Annotated in this window: 16 protein-coding genes; 7 read left to right on the top strand and 9 right to left on the bottom strand. The window is 49.8% G+C overall.

Annotated elements, in window-relative coordinates; all coding sequences use genetic code 11:
• Positions 1 to 336: 336 nt before the first annotated feature.
• The 6 genes from ebgA to PQQ36_RS07540 all read left to right on the top strand — a co-directional run bounded on the left by ebgA (position 337) and on the right by PQQ36_RS07540 (position 10,995).
• Positions 337 to 3,435 carry a beta-galactosidase subunit alpha gene (gene ebgA / locus PQQ36_RS07565; protein WP_101957295.1) on the top strand — a complete coding sequence of 1,033 codons (3,099 nt, stop codon included), beginning with the start codon at positions 337 to 339 and terminating at the stop codon, positions 3,433 to 3,435.
• A gap of 3 nt (positions 3,436 to 3,438) precedes the next feature.
• Entirely contained in the window at positions 3,439 to 3,891 is a 453-nt protein-coding gene (locus PQQ36_RS07560; RefSeq protein WP_101957296.1) for a beta-galactosidase subunit beta, read from the top strand.
• Between the two features lie 107 nt (positions 3,892 to 3,998).
• The gene (locus PQQ36_RS07555) at positions 3,999 to 5,432 is read left to right on the top strand and encodes an amino acid permease (RefSeq protein WP_011079676.1); all 1,434 of its coding nucleotides are present in this window, start codon (positions 3,999 to 4,001) and stop codon (positions 5,430 to 5,432) included.
• Positions 5,433 to 5,592: 160 nt separating this feature from the next.
• A complete protein-coding gene (locus PQQ36_RS07550; protein ID WP_011079675.1) occupies positions 5,593 to 7,029 on the top strand; it encodes an amino acid permease in 1,437 nt (478 codons plus the stop codon).
• Between the two features lie 65 nt (positions 7,030 to 7,094).
• Positions 7,095 to 9,461: an alpha-glucosidase gene (gene ygjK / locus PQQ36_RS07545; RefSeq protein ID WP_101957297.1), complete on the top strand. Its 2,367-nt coding sequence runs from the start codon at positions 7,095 to 7,097 to the stop codon at positions 9,459 to 9,461.
• A gap of 202 nt (positions 9,462 to 9,663) precedes the next feature.
• The gene (locus PQQ36_RS07540) at positions 9,664 to 10,995 is read left to right on the top strand and encodes an O-antigen ligase family protein (protein ID WP_224638580.1); all 1,332 of its coding nucleotides are present in this window, start codon (positions 9,664 to 9,666) and stop codon (positions 10,993 to 10,995) included.
• Here PQQ36_RS07540 and PQQ36_RS07535 read toward each other — a convergent pair.
• Positions 10,992 to 11,897: a LysR family transcriptional regulator gene (locus PQQ36_RS07535; protein WP_130349401.1), complete on the bottom strand. Its 906-nt coding sequence runs from the start codon at positions 11,895 to 11,897 to the stop codon at positions 10,992 to 10,994. The genes PQQ36_RS07540 and PQQ36_RS07535 overlap by 4 nt on opposite strands.
• Positions 11,898 to 11,998: 101 nt before the next feature.
• Here PQQ36_RS07535 and chrA point away from each other — a divergent pair, with 101 nt between their 5' ends.
• Positions 11,999 to 13,141: a chromate efflux transporter gene (chrA, locus tag PQQ36_RS07530; RefSeq protein ID WP_144243221.1), complete on the top strand. Its 1,143-nt coding sequence runs from the start codon at positions 11,999 to 12,001 to the stop codon at positions 13,139 to 13,141.
• A gap of 164 nt (positions 13,142 to 13,305) precedes the next feature.
• Here chrA and PQQ36_RS07525 read toward each other — a convergent pair whose 3' ends face one another.
• Genes PQQ36_RS07525 through PQQ36_RS07490 form a run of 8 tightly spaced genes read right to left on the bottom strand, consistent with a single transcriptional unit; the run spans position 13,306 to position 21,206 of the window.
• A complete protein-coding gene (locus tag PQQ36_RS07525) occupies positions 13,306 to 14,346 on the bottom strand; it encodes a tetratricopeptide repeat protein (protein ID WP_072615507.1) in 1,041 nt (346 codons plus the stop codon).
• Between the two features lie 10 nt (positions 14,347 to 14,356).
• Positions 14,357 to 15,301: a type II secretion system F family protein gene (locus PQQ36_RS07520; RefSeq protein WP_165386672.1), complete on the bottom strand. Its 945-nt coding sequence runs from the start codon at positions 15,299 to 15,301 to the stop codon at positions 14,357 to 14,359.
• A 1-nt stretch (position 15,302) separates the two neighbouring features.
• Positions 15,303 to 16,268 carry a type II secretion system F family protein gene (locus PQQ36_RS07515; RefSeq protein ID WP_011079668.1) on the bottom strand — a complete coding sequence of 322 codons (966 nt, stop codon included), beginning with the start codon at positions 16,266 to 16,268 and terminating at the stop codon, positions 15,303 to 15,305.
• A 12-nt stretch (positions 16,269 to 16,280) separates the two neighbouring features.
• Positions 16,281 to 17,768, bottom strand: coding sequence for a CpaF family protein (locus PQQ36_RS07510; RefSeq protein ID WP_011079667.1), 1,488 nt, complete (start codon positions 17,766 to 17,768; stop codon positions 16,281 to 16,283).
• Between the two features lie 35 nt (positions 17,769 to 17,803).
• Entirely contained in the window at positions 17,804 to 19,054 is a 1,251-nt protein-coding gene (locus PQQ36_RS07505) for an AAA family ATPase (RefSeq protein ID WP_011079666.1), read from the bottom strand.
• Positions 19,032 to 19,547 (bottom strand): TadE family protein, encoded by a 516-nt coding sequence (locus tag PQQ36_RS07500; protein ID WP_013571205.1) that lies wholly within the window; start codon positions 19,545 to 19,547, stop codon positions 19,032 to 19,034. The genes PQQ36_RS07505 and PQQ36_RS07500 overlap by 23 nt, the downstream gene beginning before the upstream one ends.
• Positions 19,547 to 19,999, bottom strand: a complete 453-nt coding sequence (locus PQQ36_RS07495) for a TadE/TadG family type IV pilus assembly protein (RefSeq protein ID WP_337249689.1) — start codon at positions 19,997 to 19,999, stop codon at positions 19,547 to 19,549. Before PQQ36_RS07495 ends, PQQ36_RS07500 begins: the two co-directional genes overlap by 1 nt.
• On the bottom strand, positions 19,986 to 21,206 hold the full coding sequence (locus tag PQQ36_RS07490; protein ID WP_013571203.1) for a pilus assembly protein TadG-related protein: 1,221 nt from the start codon (positions 21,204 to 21,206) through the stop codon (positions 19,986 to 19,988). The genes PQQ36_RS07495 and PQQ36_RS07490 overlap by 14 nt, the downstream gene beginning before the upstream one ends.
• Between the last annotated feature and the right edge of the window lie 12 nt (positions 21,207 to 21,218).

Raw genomic sequence — 21,218 nt, 5'->3', positions numbered from 1 at the left:
CATTTTTATCCAAAGCACGCAGAGCGTGCTTTCTTTTTATCTCTATTTTTCAATAGCTAAAGTTCAAATACTTTCTCATTCACTGCTGTTTTTCCTCTTCACCTAACACCCCCATCAGCCACGCGAAAGCCGCTCAATCTGGTTAAACATTATTCTTTAACTCGGATCACACCTTTCACTCTTCCCCACTTAGAATTCGTGATCAGGTTAAAGTAAAACGTTTTCACCAATTCTATTTAGTAAAAGTTTTACTAATATATTTCCCAGATATCCAAATCTCTATTTAACAGAACGTCGGCGGATCCTTTGATCGAAGTCGCCGAGGGGAGAAAAAACGTGAACAACTGGGAAAACTTCCTCCATTTACATGAGAACAGAATGGCGCCGCGTGCGTACTTCTTCTCCTATGATACCGTTCAACAAGCTCAAACCTTTCAGCGTGAGTTGAGCAGCCGCTTTATGCTGCTAAGTGGTCAGTGGCAATTTCATTACTTCAGCAACCCAATGCTGGTGCCTGATGAGTTTTACTCACAAACCATGAGCGATTGGGGGCACATTACCGTACCCAACATGTGGCAAATGGAAGGCCACGGCGATCTTCAATACACCGACGAAGGTTTCCCATTCCCAATTGATGTGCCTTTTGTACCCACCGACAACCCAACGGGTGCTTATCAGCGCACTTTCACTTTGGGTCCTCAATGGGACGACAAACAAACCATCATCAAGTTCGATGGCGTGGAAACCTACTTCGAGGTGTACGTCAACGGCCACTATGTCGGTTTTAGTAAAGGCAGCCGTCTTACTGCAGAGTTCGACATTTCTTCCTACGCACAACTAGGTGAAAACTTACTCTCTGTGCGCGTGATGCAATGGGCCGATTCGACTTACATTGAAGACCAAGACATGTGGTGGACAGCGGGGATCTTCCGTGATGTTTACCTTGTAGGCAAAGAGCCGGTTCACGTCCAAGATCTCACCATTCGCACCGATTTCGCCGACGATTACCAAAGTGCGACGCTCAGCGCTCAGGTCGAATTGGAAAATCTTTCTACCGCTATCGCGTCTGGCTACACGCTGGAATACGCGCTGCATGATAAAGGCACTGTCGTAGCCAGCGGTCAATGCGATTCACTGACTATCCAAAACCGCCATTCAGCCAGCTTCGCCATTGATATGGTGAACCCAACGCATTGGACAGCAGAAAACCCTTACCTTTACCACTTGTTCATCACCTTAAAAGATCACCAAGGCAAGGTCGTGGAAGTGATCCCACAACGCGTGGGTTTCCGTGACATCAAAGTTCGCGATGGCCTGTTTTACATCAACAATCAATACGTGATGCTGCATGGTGTAAACCGTCATGACAACGACCACCTAAAAGGTCGTGCAGTGGGCATGGACCGCGTGGAAAAAGATCTGATTTTGATGAAGCAACACAACATCAACTCGGTTCGCACCGCACACTACCCGAACGACCCACGCTTCTACGAGTTGTGTGATATTTACGGCCTGTTTGTGATGGCAGAAACCGATGTGGAAACCCACGGCTTTGCCAACGTTGGCGACCTCAGCCGCATCACCAACGATCCAGCATGGGAAGCGGTGTTTGTCGATCGCGCAGTGCGCCATGTGCATGCACAGAAAAACCACCCATCGATCATCATGTGGTCACTCGGTAACGAATCGGGTTATGGCTGTAACATCCGCGCCATGTACGCCGCAACCAAAGCCCTTGATGACACCCGTTTGGTGCACTACGAAGAAGACCGCGATGCCGAAGTGGTGGATGTGATTTCCACTATGTACTCGCGCGCGCAACTGATGAACTACTTTGGTGAGCATCCACACGAAAAACCGCGCATCATCTGCGAATACGCCCACGCGATGGGTAACGGGCCGGGTGGTCTCACTGAATACCAAAACGTGTTCTACGCGCATGACCACATTCAAGGCCACTACGTGTGGGAATGGTGTGATCACGGCATTCTAGCGCGTGATGAACACGGTCAAGAGTTCTACAAATACGGCGGCGATTACGGCGATTACCCAAACAACTACAACTTCTGTATGGATGGGCTGATTTACCCAGATCAAACCCCGGGCCCTGGCCTGAAAGAATACAAGCAAGTGATTGCGCCAGTGAAAATCCGCGCCGTTGAGGGGTGCCATGACCGCTTCATCGTTGAAAACAAACTGTGGTTCACCAACCTCGATGACTACACCATCACTGCTGAAATTCGCGCCGAAGGCGACACCTTGCGTAGCGTGCCGTTTAAAGTCGAAGCACTGGCCGCAAACAGCGCTTGTGAAGTGAGCATCGACTTGCCAGAATTGGATGAGCGCGAAGCCTTCATTAACTTTACGGTACGTAAAGACAGCCGCACCTTGTATAGCGAGGCCAACCACGACATTGCGGTGTACCAGTTCCAACTGAAAGAAAACACCGCCACGTTACCTGCGTTGGTCAACCACAATGTTCAACCATTGGCGCTTGAAGAAAGCCGCCTAGAGCACGTGATCACAGGTCATAACTTCACGCTCACTTTCTCGAAAGTAAACGGTAAACTGACCTCATGGCGTGTGAATGGTGAAGAGTTGATTCAATCAGAGCCAAGATTGAACTTCTTTAAGCCAATGATTGATAACCACAAACAAGAGTACGAAGGGTTGTGGCACCCTGCGCATCTGCAAATCATGCAAGAGCACTTCCGTACGCTGAGCGTGGACGCGAGCGAAGATGCCATCCTGATCACCACCACCAGCATTGTTGCACCGCCCGTGTTTGATTTTGGCATGCGTTGTACCTATCGCTACCAAATCAACGCGCAAGGCCATTTGAACGTAGAACTGAGTGGCGAGCGCTACGGCGACTACCCTCACGTGATTCCGGTGATTGGTTTGGATTTGGGCATTAACGGCAGCTTTGATCAAGTGAGTTACTACGGTCGCGGCCCTGAAGAGAACTATCAAGACAGCCGCCAAGCCAACATCATCGATCTGTACCACACCAACGTGGCGGACATGTTCGAGAACTACCCGTTCCCGCAAAACAACGGCAACCGCCAGCACGTGCGTTGGGCATCGCTCACCAACCGTCATGGCACAGGGTTATTGGTGAAACCTCAGCAAGAGATCAACTTGAGCGCGTGGTTCTACACCAACCAAAACCTGCATCAAGCACAACATACGATTGAGCTAGAAAAGAGTGGCTACATCACCCTTAACCTTGACCATCAAGTGATGGGCTTGGGTTCAAACTCTTGGGGCAGTGAAGTGCTCGACTCTTACCGCGTGTATATGGATGCGTTCCGCTACGGCCTCACTCTGATGCCATTGCAAGCAGGCGATTGCAGCGCGCAAGTCATGGCAAACCATGATTTCGACAACGCATTTTTCACTTCAACCGATAGCAAAATCGTTAACGAGGCGTAACCCATGATCGTGTTAGACAGCTTAGAGCAATTCAAACAGGTATATCGCAACGGTCGTAAATGGAACCGCTGTGTGGAAGCGATTAATAACCTCAACCATATCAAACCGGGGGTGATGCATTCGATTGGTGATTCCTTGGTTTATATGCTGGTGGAAGGCAGCTCTCAAAGCTGTGAAACCTTTACCGGAAACCGTCGTTATTTTGATGTGCATTACTACCTCGAAGGCACTGAAACCGTAGAGTTTGCCGCCAAATCCGAACTCGATACCGTGACCCCTTATCGTGATGAAACCGATCGCGAACAACTGCAAGGCCAAGGAGAAACGCGCCAGCTACAACAAGGTCAAATGGCCATTTTTGAAAACGACAAAGCCTACCGTTTTTGCGGCAACCAAGCGGTGAAAAAGGTGGTGCTGAAAGTGACGATCGAGGATGGCTACTTCCTCAATAAATAAACTCTGCCACGGCAGAAAATAGACCAATAAAGATAAATAAAGACGAGAGCGACAGCATGAACTGTCGCTCCACCCTACAAAATAACGTGCCTCTTCGGAGAAAAAACATGTCTGATACTAAACGGAACACCATAGGTAAATTCGGCCTCTTGTCCCTGACATTTGCCGCTGTGTTTAGCTTCAATAACGTCATTAACAACAACATCGAGATCGGGCTGGCGTCAGCACCGATGTTCTTCTTAGCGACCATTTTTTACTTCATCCCTTTCTGTTTGATCATCGCGGAATTCGTTTCGCTCAATAAAAACTCCGAAGCGGGAGTTTACGCTTGGGTGAAAAGTTCATTGGGCGGCCGTTGGGCTTTCATCTCCGCTTACACCTACTGGTTTGTTAACCTGTTTTTCTTTACCTCGTTGCTGCCGCGCGTCATCGCCTATGCGTCTTACGCGTTTTTAGGCTACGAGTACATTCTTACCCCGTTTGCCACCACCGCATTGAGCATGCTGTTGTTCGCTTTTGCCACTTACGTCTCCACCAATGGCGCGAAAATGTTGGGTCCCATCACTTCAGTAACCTCTTCACTGATGCTGCTCCTAACGCTCTCTTACATCTTGCTCTCCGGCGCTGCTCTGCTAGGTGGCGTGCAACCGGCAGACCCAATCACAGTGGAAGCGATGGTGCCAGAATTTAGCTGGGCCTTCCTCGGCATTACCACGTGGATCTTCATGGCTGCCGGCGGCGCGGAATCGGTCGCGGTCTACGTCAACGATGTGAAAGGCGGCTCAAAATCGTTCGTCAAAGTGATCATCGTGGCTGGCATCTTCATCGGTGTGCTTTACTCGGTTGCTTCCGTGTTGATTAACGTATTTGTTTCCAGCAGCGAGCTGAAATTCACTGGCGGCTCAGTGCAAGTGTTTGAAGGGTTAGCGAGCTACTTTGGCTTACCTGAAATTATGATGAATCGCTTTGTCGGTTTGGTTTCGTTCACCGCGATGTTTGGCTCGCTACTGATGTGGACCGCAACCCCAGTGAAGATCTTCTTCTCTGAGATTCCAGAGGGCATCTTTGGTAAGAAAACGGTGGAACTGAATGAAAACGGCGTGCCAGCGCGTGCCGCTTGGATTCAATACGCCATCGTTCTACCGCTCATGGTGATCCCAACATTGGGCTCGGACACTGCGCAAGATCTGATGAACACCGTGATCAACATGACTGCCGCTGCGTCGATGCTGCCACCGCTGTTCATCATGCTGGCGTATCTGAATCTGCGTCTCAAACTCGACCATCTCGAGCGCGATTTCAAAATGGGTTCTCGTATGACGGGTATCGTCGCAGTCTCGATTCTGATTGGCATCTTCACGGTTGGATTCTTGGCGTCCACCTTCCCAACCGGGGCCGACATCATGACCATCATTTTCTACAACGTTGGCGGCATTGTGATTTTCCTTGGCTTTGCTTGGTGGAAATACAGCCAGTACGAAAAGTCACTCAACAGTGAAGAACGCGCGAAAGAGGCCAGCCCAAGCGCCGTCCTTCCATAAATGACACTCAACCAGTCTGGTTGATGACCGAAAACTTGGGCAGAGAAAAACACTCTGCCCTTCACCCTGCCCGCCCCCATAACAACTCTAATGGCTGGCAGATTATTTTCATTCACTGATCCATTTTTTTGTTTTACTGCAGACGGATACGGGAGGAACTATGTCTGAATCACTGCGTGGCACCATAGGCAAATTTGCCTTGCTGTCGATGACCTTTGCCGCGGTTTTCAACGTGCGCAATATCGTCAACAACAACATCGAACTGGGGCTCAGCTCCGCCCCCATTTTTCTCTTAGCAACCGTGGTCTATTTCATTCCATTCGTGTTCATTATTGCCGAATTTGTTTCCGCCAATAAGAACTCAGAATCAGGCATGTATGACTGGTTGAAAAAGCCTTTAGGCAGCAAAGCCGCTTATTTGGGCTCGTTTCTCTACTGGTTTGTGAACCTGTTCTGGTTTGTTTCCTTACTGCCTAACGTCATTGCCTATGCGTCTTACGCCATGTTGGGTTACGAATACAGCTTCTCACCCATGGTGACGTCACTCATCTCGATTGTGTTGTTTGCCTTCGCCACTCACATCTCTACCAAAGGCGCGAGTTGGCTGGGTAAGATCTCTGAAATGGTTGCTTATGGCGTGTTTGCTTTGTTTGCCATTTATGTATTGGGCGCGCTGATGGCCCTTGGTGGTGACCACACACCCGCCGAGCCCATCACGTTACAAGCGATGACCCCAACCATCAACTGGGCAACCCTTGGCATCATGTGTTGGATTTTCCAAGCCGCAGGTGGTGCGGAAACCGCAGCCGCTTACCTTAACGACGTCAAAGGCGGCCATAAATCCTTTATCAAAGTGATCATCATCGCCGGTGTAGTAATCGGTGCGATGTACGCCATCGGCTCGCTCTTGGTCAACGTGTTTGTTGCGCGTGAAGACCTCACTTACGCTGGCGGCATGGTGGAAATTTTCACCGGCATGGCAAATTACTTTGGCATCTCGCCAACTTTGGTTGGCCGTTTCGTTGGCATCATTTTGTTCATCGCGATGTTTGGCTCAATGATGATGTGGACCGCCGCTCCGGTGAAAATCCACTTCTCAGAAATTCCAAAAGGCGTGTACGGCGAGAAAACCACCGAGCTGAACGAACACGGCGTTCCTGTACGCGCGGCGTGGTGGCAGTTTGCCTTTGTGTTCGTGATGCTGGTGGTGAATGGCTTTGGTTCGGAATCGGTGCAAGACATGATGAATCAAGCGATCAACCTCACTGCGGGTACCGCGATGCTTCCGCCGATCTTCATCATGGTGGCGTACTTTGTCTTCCGATTGAAGTTCGACGATACCCCACGAGATTTCCGTATGGGTTCGCGCAAAGTGGGGATGAGCATCGTATCCGTACTGATTGCCATCTTTGTTGTCAGCATGACGGCATCGGCCTTCCCAACCGGGGTTGACTTAGTCAGAGCCTTCTTTATCAACGTCTTTATGACCGCGGTGTTCTCTGGTCTCGCTTGGTGGTGGATCTCTCGCTTTGAGAAGAAGCAGATGATGAACACCCGTCAACAAGAGACCGAGCACACCGTCTCGCAAACTCAATAACGCAAATAACAAAAGCGCCAATCCCCTTTGGCGCTTAACCATTTTCTCCTATCAGAGACTTTTCTATGAAGATGAACCCCCTTATTGCTGCTATGACTCTGGCGATGCTAACTGCCGGCTGCTCAACCACCACCACCGACGCACCACTGCGTGCTTCGCAGTTTAAAAATGTGATCGACCGCAGTGGTTCTCCTGAATACATGCGCGATTACGACTTTGATGATCACCAACGCTTTAATCCATTTTTCGATATGGGCGCATGGCACGGCCACCTATTGCCTGACAATGCAGAAGGCATGGGCGGCTTCCCCGGTACAGCACTTTTGACGGAAGAATACATCAACTTTATGGCCAATAACTTTGACCGCCTGAGTGTGTTTAAAGATGGCAAGCGAGTTGAATTTACGATGGAAGCCTACAGCCTTCCGGGCGCGTTAGTGCAAAAACTGACAGCCGATGAGGTAACCGTCGAAATGACGCTGCGTTTTGTCTCAAATCGCACCTCATTGCTAGAAACCCACATCATCACGGATTCGCCGCTCGAACTGGTTTGGGATGGTCAGTTGTTGGAGCAATACCATGCCAAAGAGGGCAAATCGCAATCCGATAAAACCATCGACGAGCAATACCCAGATTACAACCGCACTCTCGTTGCCACCGATGACGGATTGACCGTGACATTTGGCAAAGTGCGCTCAACCTGGGATCTGCTGACCTCTGGTGAGTCTGAGTACCAAATCCACAAGTCCGTGAAGATGAACACTCAAGTAAATGGCCACCAATTTACCTCGACAGCGAAAATCAACGCTTCTACCAAGATTTACACCACCTACTCTCATGTGCTGACGGCCAAAGAAAATCAAGCTGAACAAGCGAAGATTCAAGATATTTTGGCCAATCCACAAGTGTACCTTTCGGCATCTGAGCAACGTTGGGAAGGGTATCTCACCAAAGGCTTAACCAACTCGCACGCCACATCAGAGCAAGAACGCGTAGCGGTGAAAGCAATGGAAACATTGAACGGCAACTGGCGTGGTGTCGCTGGGGCGATGAAGTTTGACTCGGTGACGCCATCGGTGACCGCACGTTGGTTCTCTGGCAACCAAACTTGGCCTTGGGACAGTTGGAAGCAAGCTTATGCGATGGCGCATTTCAACCCTGATGTGGCGAAGAACAACATCCGCGCGATGTTCGCTTACCAGATACAAGCTGATGATGCAGTTCGTCCTTGGGATGTTGGCTATGTGCCCGATTTGCTGGCGTATAACCTCAGCCCAGAACGCGGCGGCGATGGCGGCAACTGGAATGAACGCAACACCAAACCCAGCCTTGCAGCATGGGCGGTGATGGAAGTGTACAAGACGACCCAAGACAAAGCGTGGCTTGAGGAGATGTACCCGAAACTGGTCGCTTACCACGATTGGTGGCTACGTAATCGAGACCACAATGGCAATGGCGTACCTGAGTATGGCGCGGCGCGCGACAAAGCCCACAATAACGCGGCTGGAGAGATGTACTTTGAGGTCATCAAAGGCGATCGCACCACCACCATCACTGGCCAAGCGGCGTATGAAAAAGTGCTCAAGCAAGGCGATTACGATCGTATTGAAAGCCCAGCACAAACGGCGGCCTCTTGGGAGTCGGGTCGAGACGATGCGGCGGTATTTGGCTTCATCGACCAAGATCAGCTCGAAACCTACCTTGCCAATGGCGGCCAGCGCTCAGATTGGGTGGTGAAGTTCGCGCAAAACCGCGCGGAAGATGGCACCTTACTGGGTTACTCGCTACTGCAAGAATCGGTAGACCAAGCCAGCTACATGTACAGTGACAACCAATATCTGGCGGAAATGGCCGATCTTCTTGGCAAGCCAGAGCAAGCAAAAACGTTTCGCGCCAAAGCAGACAAGCTTGCTGACTACATCAACACTTGTATGTTTGATGAGAGCACGGGATTCTTTTACGACATTCGCATTGAAGACCAACCACTGGCTAACGGCTGTGCAGGCCAACCCATTGTCGAGCGTGGCAAAGGGCCGGAAGGTTGGTCACCGCTCTTTAATGGCGCTGCAACCCAAGCGCACGCCGATGCGGTGGTGAAAGTGATGAAAGATCCGCAAGAGTTCAACAGCTATGTGCCATTAGGCACGGCAGCACTTTCCAGCCCGGCATTTGGCCCAGATATATACTGGCGTGGACGCGTTTGGGTCGACCAATTCTACTTTGGCTTAAAAGGCATGGAACGATACGGCTATCGCCAAGATGCGGTGGAGATGGCCAGCGCCTTCTTCAACCATGCTGACGGCTTAGTGCAAGACGGCCCAATTCGCGAGAACTACAACCCGCTCACGGGTGAACAGCAAGGCGCACCAAACTTCTCTTGGAGTGCGGCGCACTTATACATGCTGTACAACGATTTCTTTGCTGCTGAATAAGCCTTACAGCTCAGTTAAAACCAACCAGCGACAATGCCCTTAGCTGCCAAGCTAAGGGCATTTTTTATAAAAACCAAGCAAAACCAGTCACTAAGACTAGACTCTAAATATCGCTGATCGTTTTAAAGGGCTCTATGGAGTGACGCCACCTTCGCCATTTTACACGCGCGCCTTATTGACACTGCTCCTGTTAGGATTGGTGGTGTTTAGTTTTAATCCGTTTCTCGATCGCAACGATCTGCTGCCGCTTTACGACAGCAAACGCCTGTTTGTGCTGTTTCTGTTGCAGATCACCACGCTTATCGTGCTGTTTTCCACTCAACAGCGGCAGCGTATCATCGATCATTGGTGCTCACTCACGCACCTCCACCGAGGTTTACTGAGTCTTTTTATTGCTTCGAGCTTACTGGCCACATGGCTTGCTCGCTATCCGCTGGCCGCTGTTTTGCAATGGTTTTATTTGGCAGGATTGGTCTTGATGCTGTTTGTACTGCGTGATGTGGTGAAAAAGCAGCAAGCCCGATGGTTTGAATACACTCTTTGGCTCAGTGCGTTTCTGTTTTTGAGCATTGCGCTGGCGTTTTGGATCCGCATTGTGCACCAGTTGAACGTCAACAACTTCACTCTGTTTGGCTTTGCTAACCCCCGTTTTCTCAACCAGATCCATATTTGGCTCATCTTCCCAGTCGTTTATCTTGCCGCGATAGCGATGAAACGCGGCAAACGTGGCGTGGTGCCAAGAACGATCCTCGCGATCGATTTCGCCATTTGTTTTTCAACCGATGCGCGAGGGCCACTGGTGGCCATACTGGGTGGATTCACGCTGCTGATGCTTTGCGCCAGAGATCTGCGCTCTATTTGGTGGAAACTGTTGTGGCAAAGCGCTGTGGTTGGCGCATTGGTGAAACTCGCGCTGCTTTCCCCACTTCCCAGCATGATTTTTGGTGGGCCGATTGAGTGGCTCAACATTCGAACAGACAGCCCTGGACGCTTAGCGCTGTGGCGACACTCTTGGCAAATCTTCACCTTTACCGGATTGGGCGGGGATGCGTTTGTCTGTGAAGAGGTCAACCACGGTCGGCCACACAACTCTGTTCTCAACGTGTTGGTGCATTGGGGCGTGGTGTCCGCTCTGTGCTACCTAGCGTTGATCGCCTCACTGTTGCACCTCACCATCAGGCAGCGCTCGTTACGTACTAAGTTGCTTGGCGTCAGCCTGCTCAGCGGCATCGCGTACAGCTTGGTGTCTGGGGTGCTCGATTCACCTTTAAGTCAACTGATGGCGGTTGTCGCTTGCGCACTGTTTTGGTCACGTTGCTCGCTTGCGTCTGCTTCATTACCATTGCCAGCCAACAAACCACGCCGATGGTGGGCGCACGGCGTGATACTGATTATCGCTATCGGTTGCAGTGTGTCGGTCGGTTATCGCGCCTTGGAGCGATTGGACAATTATCCGGTTTACCGCAGCGAGGTGATCATCAAAACGCAATTCTGGTTGGGGTATAACTGCTTAGCGAAACCTTGGCAGCCTTAATGGATTTGCTGGCGAATCACCTCACGTAACCACATGCCCTTTTCGCTGTTGCCAGTGGCGCTATGCCACACCAACGAGATATCAAAATCCGCCACCTCAATCGGCGGTTCAAACGAGGTTAGACGATCATCAAAGCCTTGTGCCAACGCCATTCTCTCCGGCACGATGGCAATCAAAGCGCGATGAGACAACAAGCTGCGGATGGTAAGAAAGTTGCGCGAGGCCACCGTGACTCGTCGGCTTAAACCTTGGCTGGCGAGCAGCTTATCCACTTGCGTGGAGAGCTGACCATCTGGGCTCACTAACGCCTGCTCAATAGCGGCAAACTGTTCGATGTTCATCCGCGTCACATCCACTTTCTGGGGATCGCACAAACACACGTGCTTTTCGGTGTATAAGCGCTGCGCCTCAAATGGCTCTTCCAGTACAGGAATCGAGCCGATCACCACATCGAGCTTTTCCTGTTCAATCAAACTGACGTAGTTATTACGATTGACGTTGATAAAGCTGACCTGCGCTTTGGGGGCTTGCTGCCGAATCGCATCATACAGCTTGGGGGCGAAAATAAACTCGGCGTAGTCCGTCATCCCAATGCGGCACACACCGTCAAACGCCTGAGGTGAAAAAGGCGGCTTTGCCAACAACTCACCCGAAATCACGCTGAGCAGCTGGTGAATTTGTGGCGCAACCTGATGCGCTCGCTCACTGGGCTCCATCTTGTGGCCCTTACGGACAAACAGCACATCATCAAACAAACCGCGCAGACGATTGAGACTGTGGCTCATCGCCGATTGGCTGACAAAGCTTTTTTCCGCCGCCACGCTGACACTGCGATAACGGTATAGATAAGAGAACACCACCAGCAAATTGAGGTCGATATTCTTCCAATTAATCTCGTCCACACTTCATCCCATACAATTCATACAAATCATGAAAACTATCAATTTGAATCATTATAGGTTCTTTCGTAGAGTGAGCTCACCTTTTTGTTGAGATGTACAACATGCTGCAAATTTTTAAGACTTTTTTCTGGCTCGGCTGGATCAGCTTTGGCGGCCCTGCCGCGCACATTGGCTATTTCCGCCACACCTTTGTTGAAAAATTGAAATGGATTAGCGACGAAGAATACGCTCAGTTGGTTGCACTGAGCCAGTTTCTGCCGGGCCCTGGCTCAAGCCAAGTCGGCTTTGGTTTGGGCTATAAGAAAGGCGGCCTGCCCGGCGCTTGCGCGGCATTTTTAGGCTTCACCCTGCCTTCAGTAGTGATCATGTTGCTACTGGCGCTGGTTAGCAGCCAAGTGACCGACACCGCACTGTTTCAAAATGTCGTACACGGCTTAAAACTGCTCGCCGTGGTGGTCGTGGCCGACGCCGCTTGGGGGATGTATAAAAACTTTTGCCGCTCGCCGCTGACCGTTGGCATCTGCGTGGCCACCGCTGTCGCCTTGTTGGTGTTCTCAGGCATCGCCACGCAAATGGCCGTGCTGATCCTCGCGGCGCTGATTGGGGTGATTGCGCTCAAAGGTGAAAATAAAGCTACTGAGCACAGCTTTACACCATCACTGACCCCGCTGGTGATCTTTGCTGCTCTGTTGCTGCTGTTGCCGCTGCTGACTACTACTCAACCGTTGGTACGACTGTTCAACGAATTCTACCAAGCGGGCAGCTTGGTGTTTGGTGGCGGACATGTGGTGCTGCCTTTGCTGCAAAACATCGTGGGAGAGCAAATCAGCCAAGATGCGTTTCTAACTGGTTACGCTGCCGCGCAAGCGGTTCCGGGGCCGATGTTTACCTTCGCCACTTATATTGGTTATGTACTGCATCCAAGTTCGCCCATTCTTGGCGCGATTGTTGCGACTTTGGCGGTGTTTTTACCCGGATTCTTGTTGATGCTCGGCGTGCTGAAAAACTGGCAGCTGTTAGCCGCTAATCCTCGCGTTTCGGGAGCATTGCAAGGGGTCAATGCTGCGGTGGTTGGCTTACTGGTAGCCGCGTTGTATCAACCTGTCTTTAGTAGCGCGGTGAGTAGCGGGCTGGATGTGGGCTTGATTCTCATTGGCTTTTATCTGCAAAAGCAGATCAAAGTGCCTATCTTGACTCTAGTGCTATTTTTCATGCTCTCAGGAGCCACGCTGGGCATGCTGTGATTGCGGCATGCGGCTCCTTCGAATGCCACGTTTTTAGAGACTACTGTTTCTAAATACTGCTGTTTCTCGGTACAAGCATTCTAGATAACACAAAGCGAGCCTGAGCTCGCTTTGTTGCTTTACGATAGCCACTATGGCGTGAAGTGAAACCTCACATCATCTTGCTAAGGCTTCACCATGGTTGTCGAGACCTCACCTTGCGCTTTTTCTTGCTCTTCACGAACCATGGCCAAAGCACGCTCTAAGTTTTCATTCGCCAGCTTGTAATAGGACGGTTTTTTATCAATCGCTTGTTGCAAGTAGGGAATCGCTTTGTCCGGCTTGCCTTGCAGAATCAAGAAGTAACCAACATTATTCAGCGCTTCTGGGGCCCCCATGCTGCGCATGAAAATGTTGATCGCTTTCTTCACTTCGTTCTTGCCAAGATAGATCAGAGCTAAGTTGTTTTGCCCTTTTTGGTTATTGGGATCTTTTTCCAGCGCCGCTAAGGTGTAGCGCTCTGCTTTGTCATACTGGCCACTCATGTAATAGGAATAGCCGAGATTCATCATCCCTTTCATCGAGTTGGGTTTGATCTCTAGCGCTTTGAGGTAATAGGCTTCGGCGAGCTTATGTTGTGAATCAACGTCGGATAACACGCCAAGTCCCATGTAAGCCATGGCGGGCGAGGCTTTGTCCACTTTTAATTGGTTGATGTCTTGCACCATGATCAAACCACCCGCCAAGGTTTTGCTGTTTTTCAAGCGCACTTGGTCAGCATTCAAGGCACGTAAGAAATAGCTTTTTCCTTCATCCACTCGTCCCTGTTTGCTGTAAATTGCCCCCAATTGCTCCAGCGCTTTTACATTGTCTGGGTTGTATTCCACCGCCATGGTGTAGGCTTTCTCTGCCAAGGCGATGTTGCCGCGTGATTCATGAATACGGCCGATGTTGTACAAGGTTTTGTCTTGATATTGTGCATCGGGGAACGACAGCGCTCGAATGTATTCATACAGCGCTAAGTCGTTATTATTGTTGCGCAGAGCCACGTCACCGCGTGTGATCGCCTCTTTTTCAGACACAGGCATCACGTCAGAGGTCAACGTATCAATCGGCCGGCCATCGTACAAACTGAGGTCATACTGTGGACCTTGCGGCTCCTGGCTCGCACAACCATAAAGTGTTATGGCCACCAGCAAACCCAATAGCGTTTTTGTCATTTTCATTCCTTCCCCCTTACCCTAGCGCATCCGATAGCGATAGCAACGCAGGCCCAACGGCAACAATAAAGAAACAAGGCCATATAAATAACAGTAGTGGAAAAATCATTTTTGTCGGGATTTTTGCTGCAATTTCTTCCACTTCCTGATTGCGTTTATCGCGAAAATCTTCTGTGTAATCACGCAATGTTTGCGACAAACTGCCACCAATTTTGGAGGCATGAGAGAGCATATTGACCAAGCCGTTGATCTCCGACAGACCGGTTCGCGTTACCAACTCTTCAAACGCCGTCGACATCTCAACCCCGGCTTTGATTTTGGCGCAAACCGTATCTAACTCATCGGCAAATTCCGGATGAGAAATGGCCAGCTCATCGGCCACCTTTCTCAGCGCAGCATTAAAACCCAAACCAGATTCCGTACACACCACCAATAAATCCAGTGCATCTGGCACACCTGCCCGGATCATACGTTGACGCTTTTTCACAAAATGATTCAAACCGATGTTGGGGATGTATAAGCCCCCCGCAACGGCAACCACCATCACCAACGTGCTGTTATCCATATCGGGCAATAAAAAGAACACCGCCGCTGCACCGCCAAAACCCAGCACCGCAAAAAAGATTTTGATTGCGTAGAACACCGTCAACGCATCGCGATTGTGAAAACCGGCGTGCATCAACTGGCTACGGATGCTCTCTTTCTCTTTTGAGTCCTTACCGACCACAATCGGCGCTAACGACTCCAAAGTGTTTTCCACTTTGCGGCTTTTTTTCTTCAGCGCCTTACCCGACACTTCTTTGTGGATCTGTTCTAGTTTTTTCTTCACTGGCGCTCGGTTGCCAGAAAAGACCACGGCAACCGTCACCACCAACAAGCTGGTGGAGATCAGAATCAGTGCCAACAACACCCACTGTTCGTTCAACTGGATATCCCCAAAAGAAGCCAATAACTCGTCCATATCACACCTCGAAGTTGATGATATTGCGAATCCAAATTGCGCCAAAGAACAAGCTCACGATCCCCATGGTGACCAGCTCCATTCCCCGTTCATCTTGGTACAAGGGCTTCACGTACTCGGGGTTAATGAACATCAACCCCACAAACAGTACAAAGGGAGAGAGCACCAAAATCCACGCAGAAAGACGACTTTCCGCGGAGATGGTTTTGATTTTTCGCGTTAATTTGAAGCGTTGACGCAGCACTTTCCCCACTTTTTCTAGGTTTTCAGAGAGATTCCCACCCGTCTCTTTTTGCAATAACACCGCGCTGGAAAACGCCAGCATCGACACCGTCGGCGTACGTTCCGCCATCTGCATAATGGCCAAACGCATGTCGTAGCCGTAATTAAGCAGGTTGAAGGTGTTTTTGAACTCAATGCCGATCGGCGGTGCCATCTCGTTGCCCACTTCATTGAACGCTTGAGTCACAGGCTGACCGGCTTGCAACATACGGCGAATAATATCGAGCGCATCAGGCAATTGTTCTTCAAAACGATTGAGGCGATCGGTAATGCGTTTTTGCAGGAAGAATTGCAAGGCAAACCAAATTGCAGAGCCGCCCGCAACGGCGAGATACCAAGGTTGAGCCAGAATCACCATAGTGACAATGGTGGTCAAACTGATGATGGAACAGACCATCAATGTCTGCGCCAAAGACCAGTCCAGCCCTGAGAGTTCGATCGATTTTTTCAGCGAAGCAAAGGCCGCCACTTTGACCAAACTGCGATCTAAAGGAGATAAGCTTTTTAAGTAATGCTCTTGAAGTAAAGAGCGCGCCTCTTCATCCAAGTTCATCTGCGTCTCTTTCAAACGCTGAGAGAGCTCTTTATGTTTTGCCTTACTGCCTGCCGCTGGCAGGATCAGGGCTTGCGAAATAAAGACAACAGCAAAAAAGAGCAGGACGAAGAAATAGGTAATGTCATCCATGCTTGCCTCCCGCTATGAAAAGCTTTCGTTAAACAGTTCGAAGGGCAAATCTAATCCACGCTTCGTTAATTGATCATGGCAAGCCGGCACCACTCCCGTTGCGGTGTAAAAACCAAGGATATTGCCATCGGCATCGAGCCCTTGACGTTTAAAGTGGAAAATCTCCGACATGGTGATGATTTCCCCCTCCATGCCGTTGATCTCTTGAATACTCACCATGCGACGCTTGCCGTCTTCTTGGCGCTCCATTTGCACCACTAAGTGAATCGCGGAGGCGATCTGCGCACGCAAGTTTTTGGTCGAGATATTCCAGCCCGCCATGGCAAACATGTTTTCCACCCGGCTCAACGCATCGCGCGGGGTATTGGCGTGGATGGTTGCCAGAGAGCCATCGTGACCAGTGTTCATCGCCGCCAACATATCCACCGCTTCGGCACCACGCACCTCCCCCAGCACAATGCGATCAGGGCGCATCCGCAGCGCATTTTTCACCAAATCACGCTGAGTAATTTCGCCTTTGCCTTCCAAGTTGGGCGGGCGCGTTTCCAATCTCACCACGTGCGGTTGTTGCAGTTGCAGCTCTGCCGAGTCTTCAATGGTGATAATGCGATCATCAGAAGGGATAAAACCGGAGAAGATATTGAGAGTGGTGGTTTTCCCAGAACCCGTACCACCCGCAATCAGAATGTTCAGCTCCCCTTTTACCGCCGCTTCGACAAACTTAGCCATTTGTGGCGATAGCGAGTTATAACCAAGCATGTTGTCCATGGTGAGCTTGTCGACCGCAAAACGACGAATCGATACCGAGGCTCCGTCGAGGGCCAAGGGTGGAATGATGGCGTTGACTCGCGAACCATCCAGCAAACGTGCATCCACCATGGGCGAGGCTTCATCAATACGACGTCCTACCTGGCTAACAATGCGGTCGATGATGTTGCGTAAATGGCGATCATCCAAAAAGGTATAGGGCGTTTTTTCCAACTTACCACGACGCTCGACAAAGATGTTTTTCGGGCCATTGACCAAGATATCCGACACGGTTTTGTCATGCAGTAATGGCTCTAGAGGCCCGAGGCCAAACACTTCATCTTCAATCTGCTTGATCACCCGCTTACGCCCTTCTGAGCTCATTGGGTGGGTTTGGTCTTCCGCCATGAGCTGGACGATGGCATCGTGCAAATCTTTCTTCGCACGCTCTTTTTCCAAACTCGACAACAAACCCAAATCCAATGTTTCCAACAAACGCTGATGATAGTAGTGCTTGATCGCCAACTCTTGTTCGAGTTGTTTACGTGCCTCTTCAACCGCTTTATCTTTCGCCTGACGCTCCAGCAGTTTTTTGTCTTGTTGCATCGGCTCGACTCTGTTTGAGTCTATTGGCTGCACATTGGACTCAATGTCAGAAATAACCTCATCACTGATCGTTGAACTGGGTTGCGCTTCTAGTGCCGCTGCTTTTTCCTGAAACTCTGGGTTGATATTTTTTCTTTTAAAAAACATAACCTTGTCCTTTCGTTTCTAAATTTTCGCACTCTCTAAGAAAATATTTTCTTGAGCCAACTTTTTTTCTCTTCCTCAGGTTTCGCGATGTGATGAGAAAACTCGACAATGGAACGGGTAATCGCACTGTTTTTCTTGTTCTCAACAAAAGGTCGCCCTAAATTGGCACTTTCAATCGCAACACGGTAATCATTCGGGATCATGAAAACCGGAATGCCTGTGATGGTGTGCTCAATGTCTTTTAATTTGATTGATGCTCGTTTCTCGTATCGATTAACAATCAACTCGATCTGCTCTCGGGTAACACCATACTCAAAGGTCAACATGCGCAGGATGCGCGAGGTGTTCTTAATCGCGGCCAGGTTTTGCTGCGTAATCAAGAAAACCTTGGTCGCGGGCGCGACCACCGCCGAGAAAATCCGATCCACCCCACGGGACAGATCGATAATGACGTAAGGATAAATTTCGCGAAGAACAGGCAGTAACCGGCCAATTTCCTTCGCTTTATCAAAATCTTCTGCGGTGTTTTCGTGGAAAAAACCCAACACGTGCAAACCACTCTCCATCTTGGTCACCATGGCGGTGAGCGAATCGTGGTCAAGATCCTTAGAGTGCTCGATGACATCCGTTAAGCTGTATTGCGGTGAAATGTTGAGGTATTCAGAGATGACGCCAAAGGGAATGTCCACATCCAGCAGAAGCACTTTCTCCGGATGCGAACCGGCTATTTCTAAGGCTGTATTCAAGGCCAGTGTCGAGGCACCGCAGCCGCCTTTGGTGTTAATAAATAAGTGCAATTCTCCAAGCTCTCGGCTGGAAAACTTCTCATCGGAAACATTTTTGAGTAGGTGGAAGAAGTCCCCCACTAAGGCTTTATCAGAAACAAAGTCAGCCGCGCCCAGACGCAAAGCAATTTTCAATGCGCCATTGTCACTTTCGTCACCAAACACAATCAACGAGGCTTCGAAATCGTCACTGGGAGCTTCATATTCTTGCAATGAGAGCACTTTTTGTGCCCAATTGGGCCCAGTTTCAACAAAAATAAGATCGGGTGGCGTCACGTGCGTGAGCCCAGAGACATTGAAGTTGTGCATTGAAATCAGATCAAAACTGAGGTTTTTGCACAACTTGAGTTGCGCCCCCATATGAAGCTGAAATCGGTCGCTACTGTACAACACCCAGATATGTAGACTGGTCTTTAAGCGAGCAAAACTTTCATCATTGTTCCTATTTAGCTTCACAGCTTCTCCCATATACCGTCCCCTAGCAGTCAGTTGTGGAACCATCCGAATCGTTTTTAGTTGGTCTCACCACCCCTAAACTCTCGACAGGTAGCGTGGTTTCAAATTGCGGAATGGTCACTAAGCCGTTGTTTCCTAAAAAATTAAGAACTGAAACAAATTGAAATTGATAGTTACTCACTCTAGCTCTAACGTATTTTATGGTTATAAAAACATCATTATCGGTTAAGTCCCCGCTGACCACATCGCCATTGGCGTCGAGATACTCAATCAGCAAATGCTGATCACTGAAATTGCCGGGCAAACTGCTATCAATGACGGCGTCTTTGATGTTTTGGTGCGCGCTTGAGGTGACATAGCAAACCGTTGCTAAGCGTGCCGCTTTGCGTGTCGCCTCATTGATCATCTGCATCGAAAACATGTAGTAACCAACGGAGAAGATTGACAGCAGTATCAACATCAACACAGTTGAGACAATGGTCAGTTCAATCACTGCCAGTCCTTGGTTATTTTTTCTCTTCCATTCCTTACCTCGCATCACAAGCCGCTCCTCATCACAGAAGACGCTGTGAACGTGATGCCTAATTCCGTGTTGGTGTACGGAATTTTGCTAAACGATGGTACGTAAGTGTAAGAGGCCGTCACCGTGACATAGCCGCTATTATGGGTCACCGTAATATCGTCTGCGGTTAAGTTGTCTAAAATGGTGTAGCTGCCGCCAGAGACTTGGCCATGTAGCACCATGTTTTTAATGTCAGCTTCGTTGGCAATCTGGTCATAGGTAATGGTTCCATAGACATCATTGACAGCAAAACGAGCACCATTTTGTACTCCTTTGGCGAGGGTGTTGTACTGGGTAAACATATGCCCGACTTCCACCACGCCCACTAGAACCAACAAAATCACTGGCAGAGTGGCGACCATTTCGACCGCGGCAAACCCACGCACTTTTTGGTTGTTCATCTTTCTTTTCATCTCACGAATCTCCATTGTTTGGATCTTCATAGATGACGATCTTATAAGCACCTTGGTTTCCCGGTGTGTTGCCAATTGAGCCGTTTTCCACCACACAAGAGTCAACAAACTCACCAAACACCAATTGCCCTAAACCTGAGTTGTTTGTTGGGACCTGCTGAAGCAAGAAAAAACAGCCCACCTCTACAACAGAATAGGTCGTCGAGCCGCCACTTTTTCCCGTACAGTCCACCATTGGGATAGGCAGGATGCGTCGCCAAGGCTGACCACCCGACTCACAATCTCCAGAGCTACTGTCTTCAATGCACGCTTCGGTTTTGAGCTTATATTCAGCATAGGTCAAATCCGTTGCATAGTCATAAACCACATTACCATCGGTATCGACCGTCGCGGGTGTATCAGGTTGTTCGGTAATAAAATCGGGTGGGTAATCACTGCTCGAAACGCCACCTTGGTAGATCCCCAAGCGAGTATTCGCGCCTTGCCCCACCGGACCTGCTGCCACACCAGTCTGGGTGCCAATATCGCCACCGATTTGTACGGTACCCTCATAGCCACCACCTAAAGCCTCTCTCACGGTGTCCGCCCCCGAGCCAAAGTCGAGCAAGTGGTAATTACCCGATCCCATGGTGGTCATGGTCGAGTCCCCCACTTTAAGCACATAAACTTCAGCAGGGTTATAACCGTAAATACCACCACTCTCATCGCCTTTGCACACGCCAATGGGCACGACGTTACTAATGGTGTTAATGCTTGAGCTTGGCCCTGCGACTGCAGAAGCTGAGACGGTTTTACTCAACCCCAGCGCCTGCATAAAAAATTCACTGAGGCTCAGATCATCAATCGAAATTCGGACATAAATGTCCTCATCACTGTTGAAACTGCTATCGGGGAAAGTCAAAGGGTCGTTGGAATAATCAATACTGAAGGTGGCCGAGTCGATATCCAGCTCACTGTTTCCTGAGGCGCTATGCATGGAGTTAAGTGTTGTTTTGGCGGCCGCCGTTGCGGTGGGAGTATCGTGAGTGGCGTCTGCCACCATGGCCGCAGCTAAGGCCGCCGCATCAACGGCATTTTGCAATTTGGTGCGATTCACCACTTGATGAGTGACGTCAATCGCCAATGCCGCCATGATGACAAAACTCAACATCGCTACCGTCACCAAGACCAGCACTAAGCCTTGTTGCTTACGTTTTCCCTTGCAGTGTCTGGTCATGTCCATAATGCATCCTTA

The organism is Vibrio sp. CCUG 15886, from assembly GCF_028570825.1.
GTDB lineage: Bacteria > Pseudomonadota > Gammaproteobacteria > Enterobacterales > Vibrionaceae > Vibrio > Vibrio vulnificus_B.
This window is presented reverse-complemented; position numbering and strand designations above follow the sequence as displayed.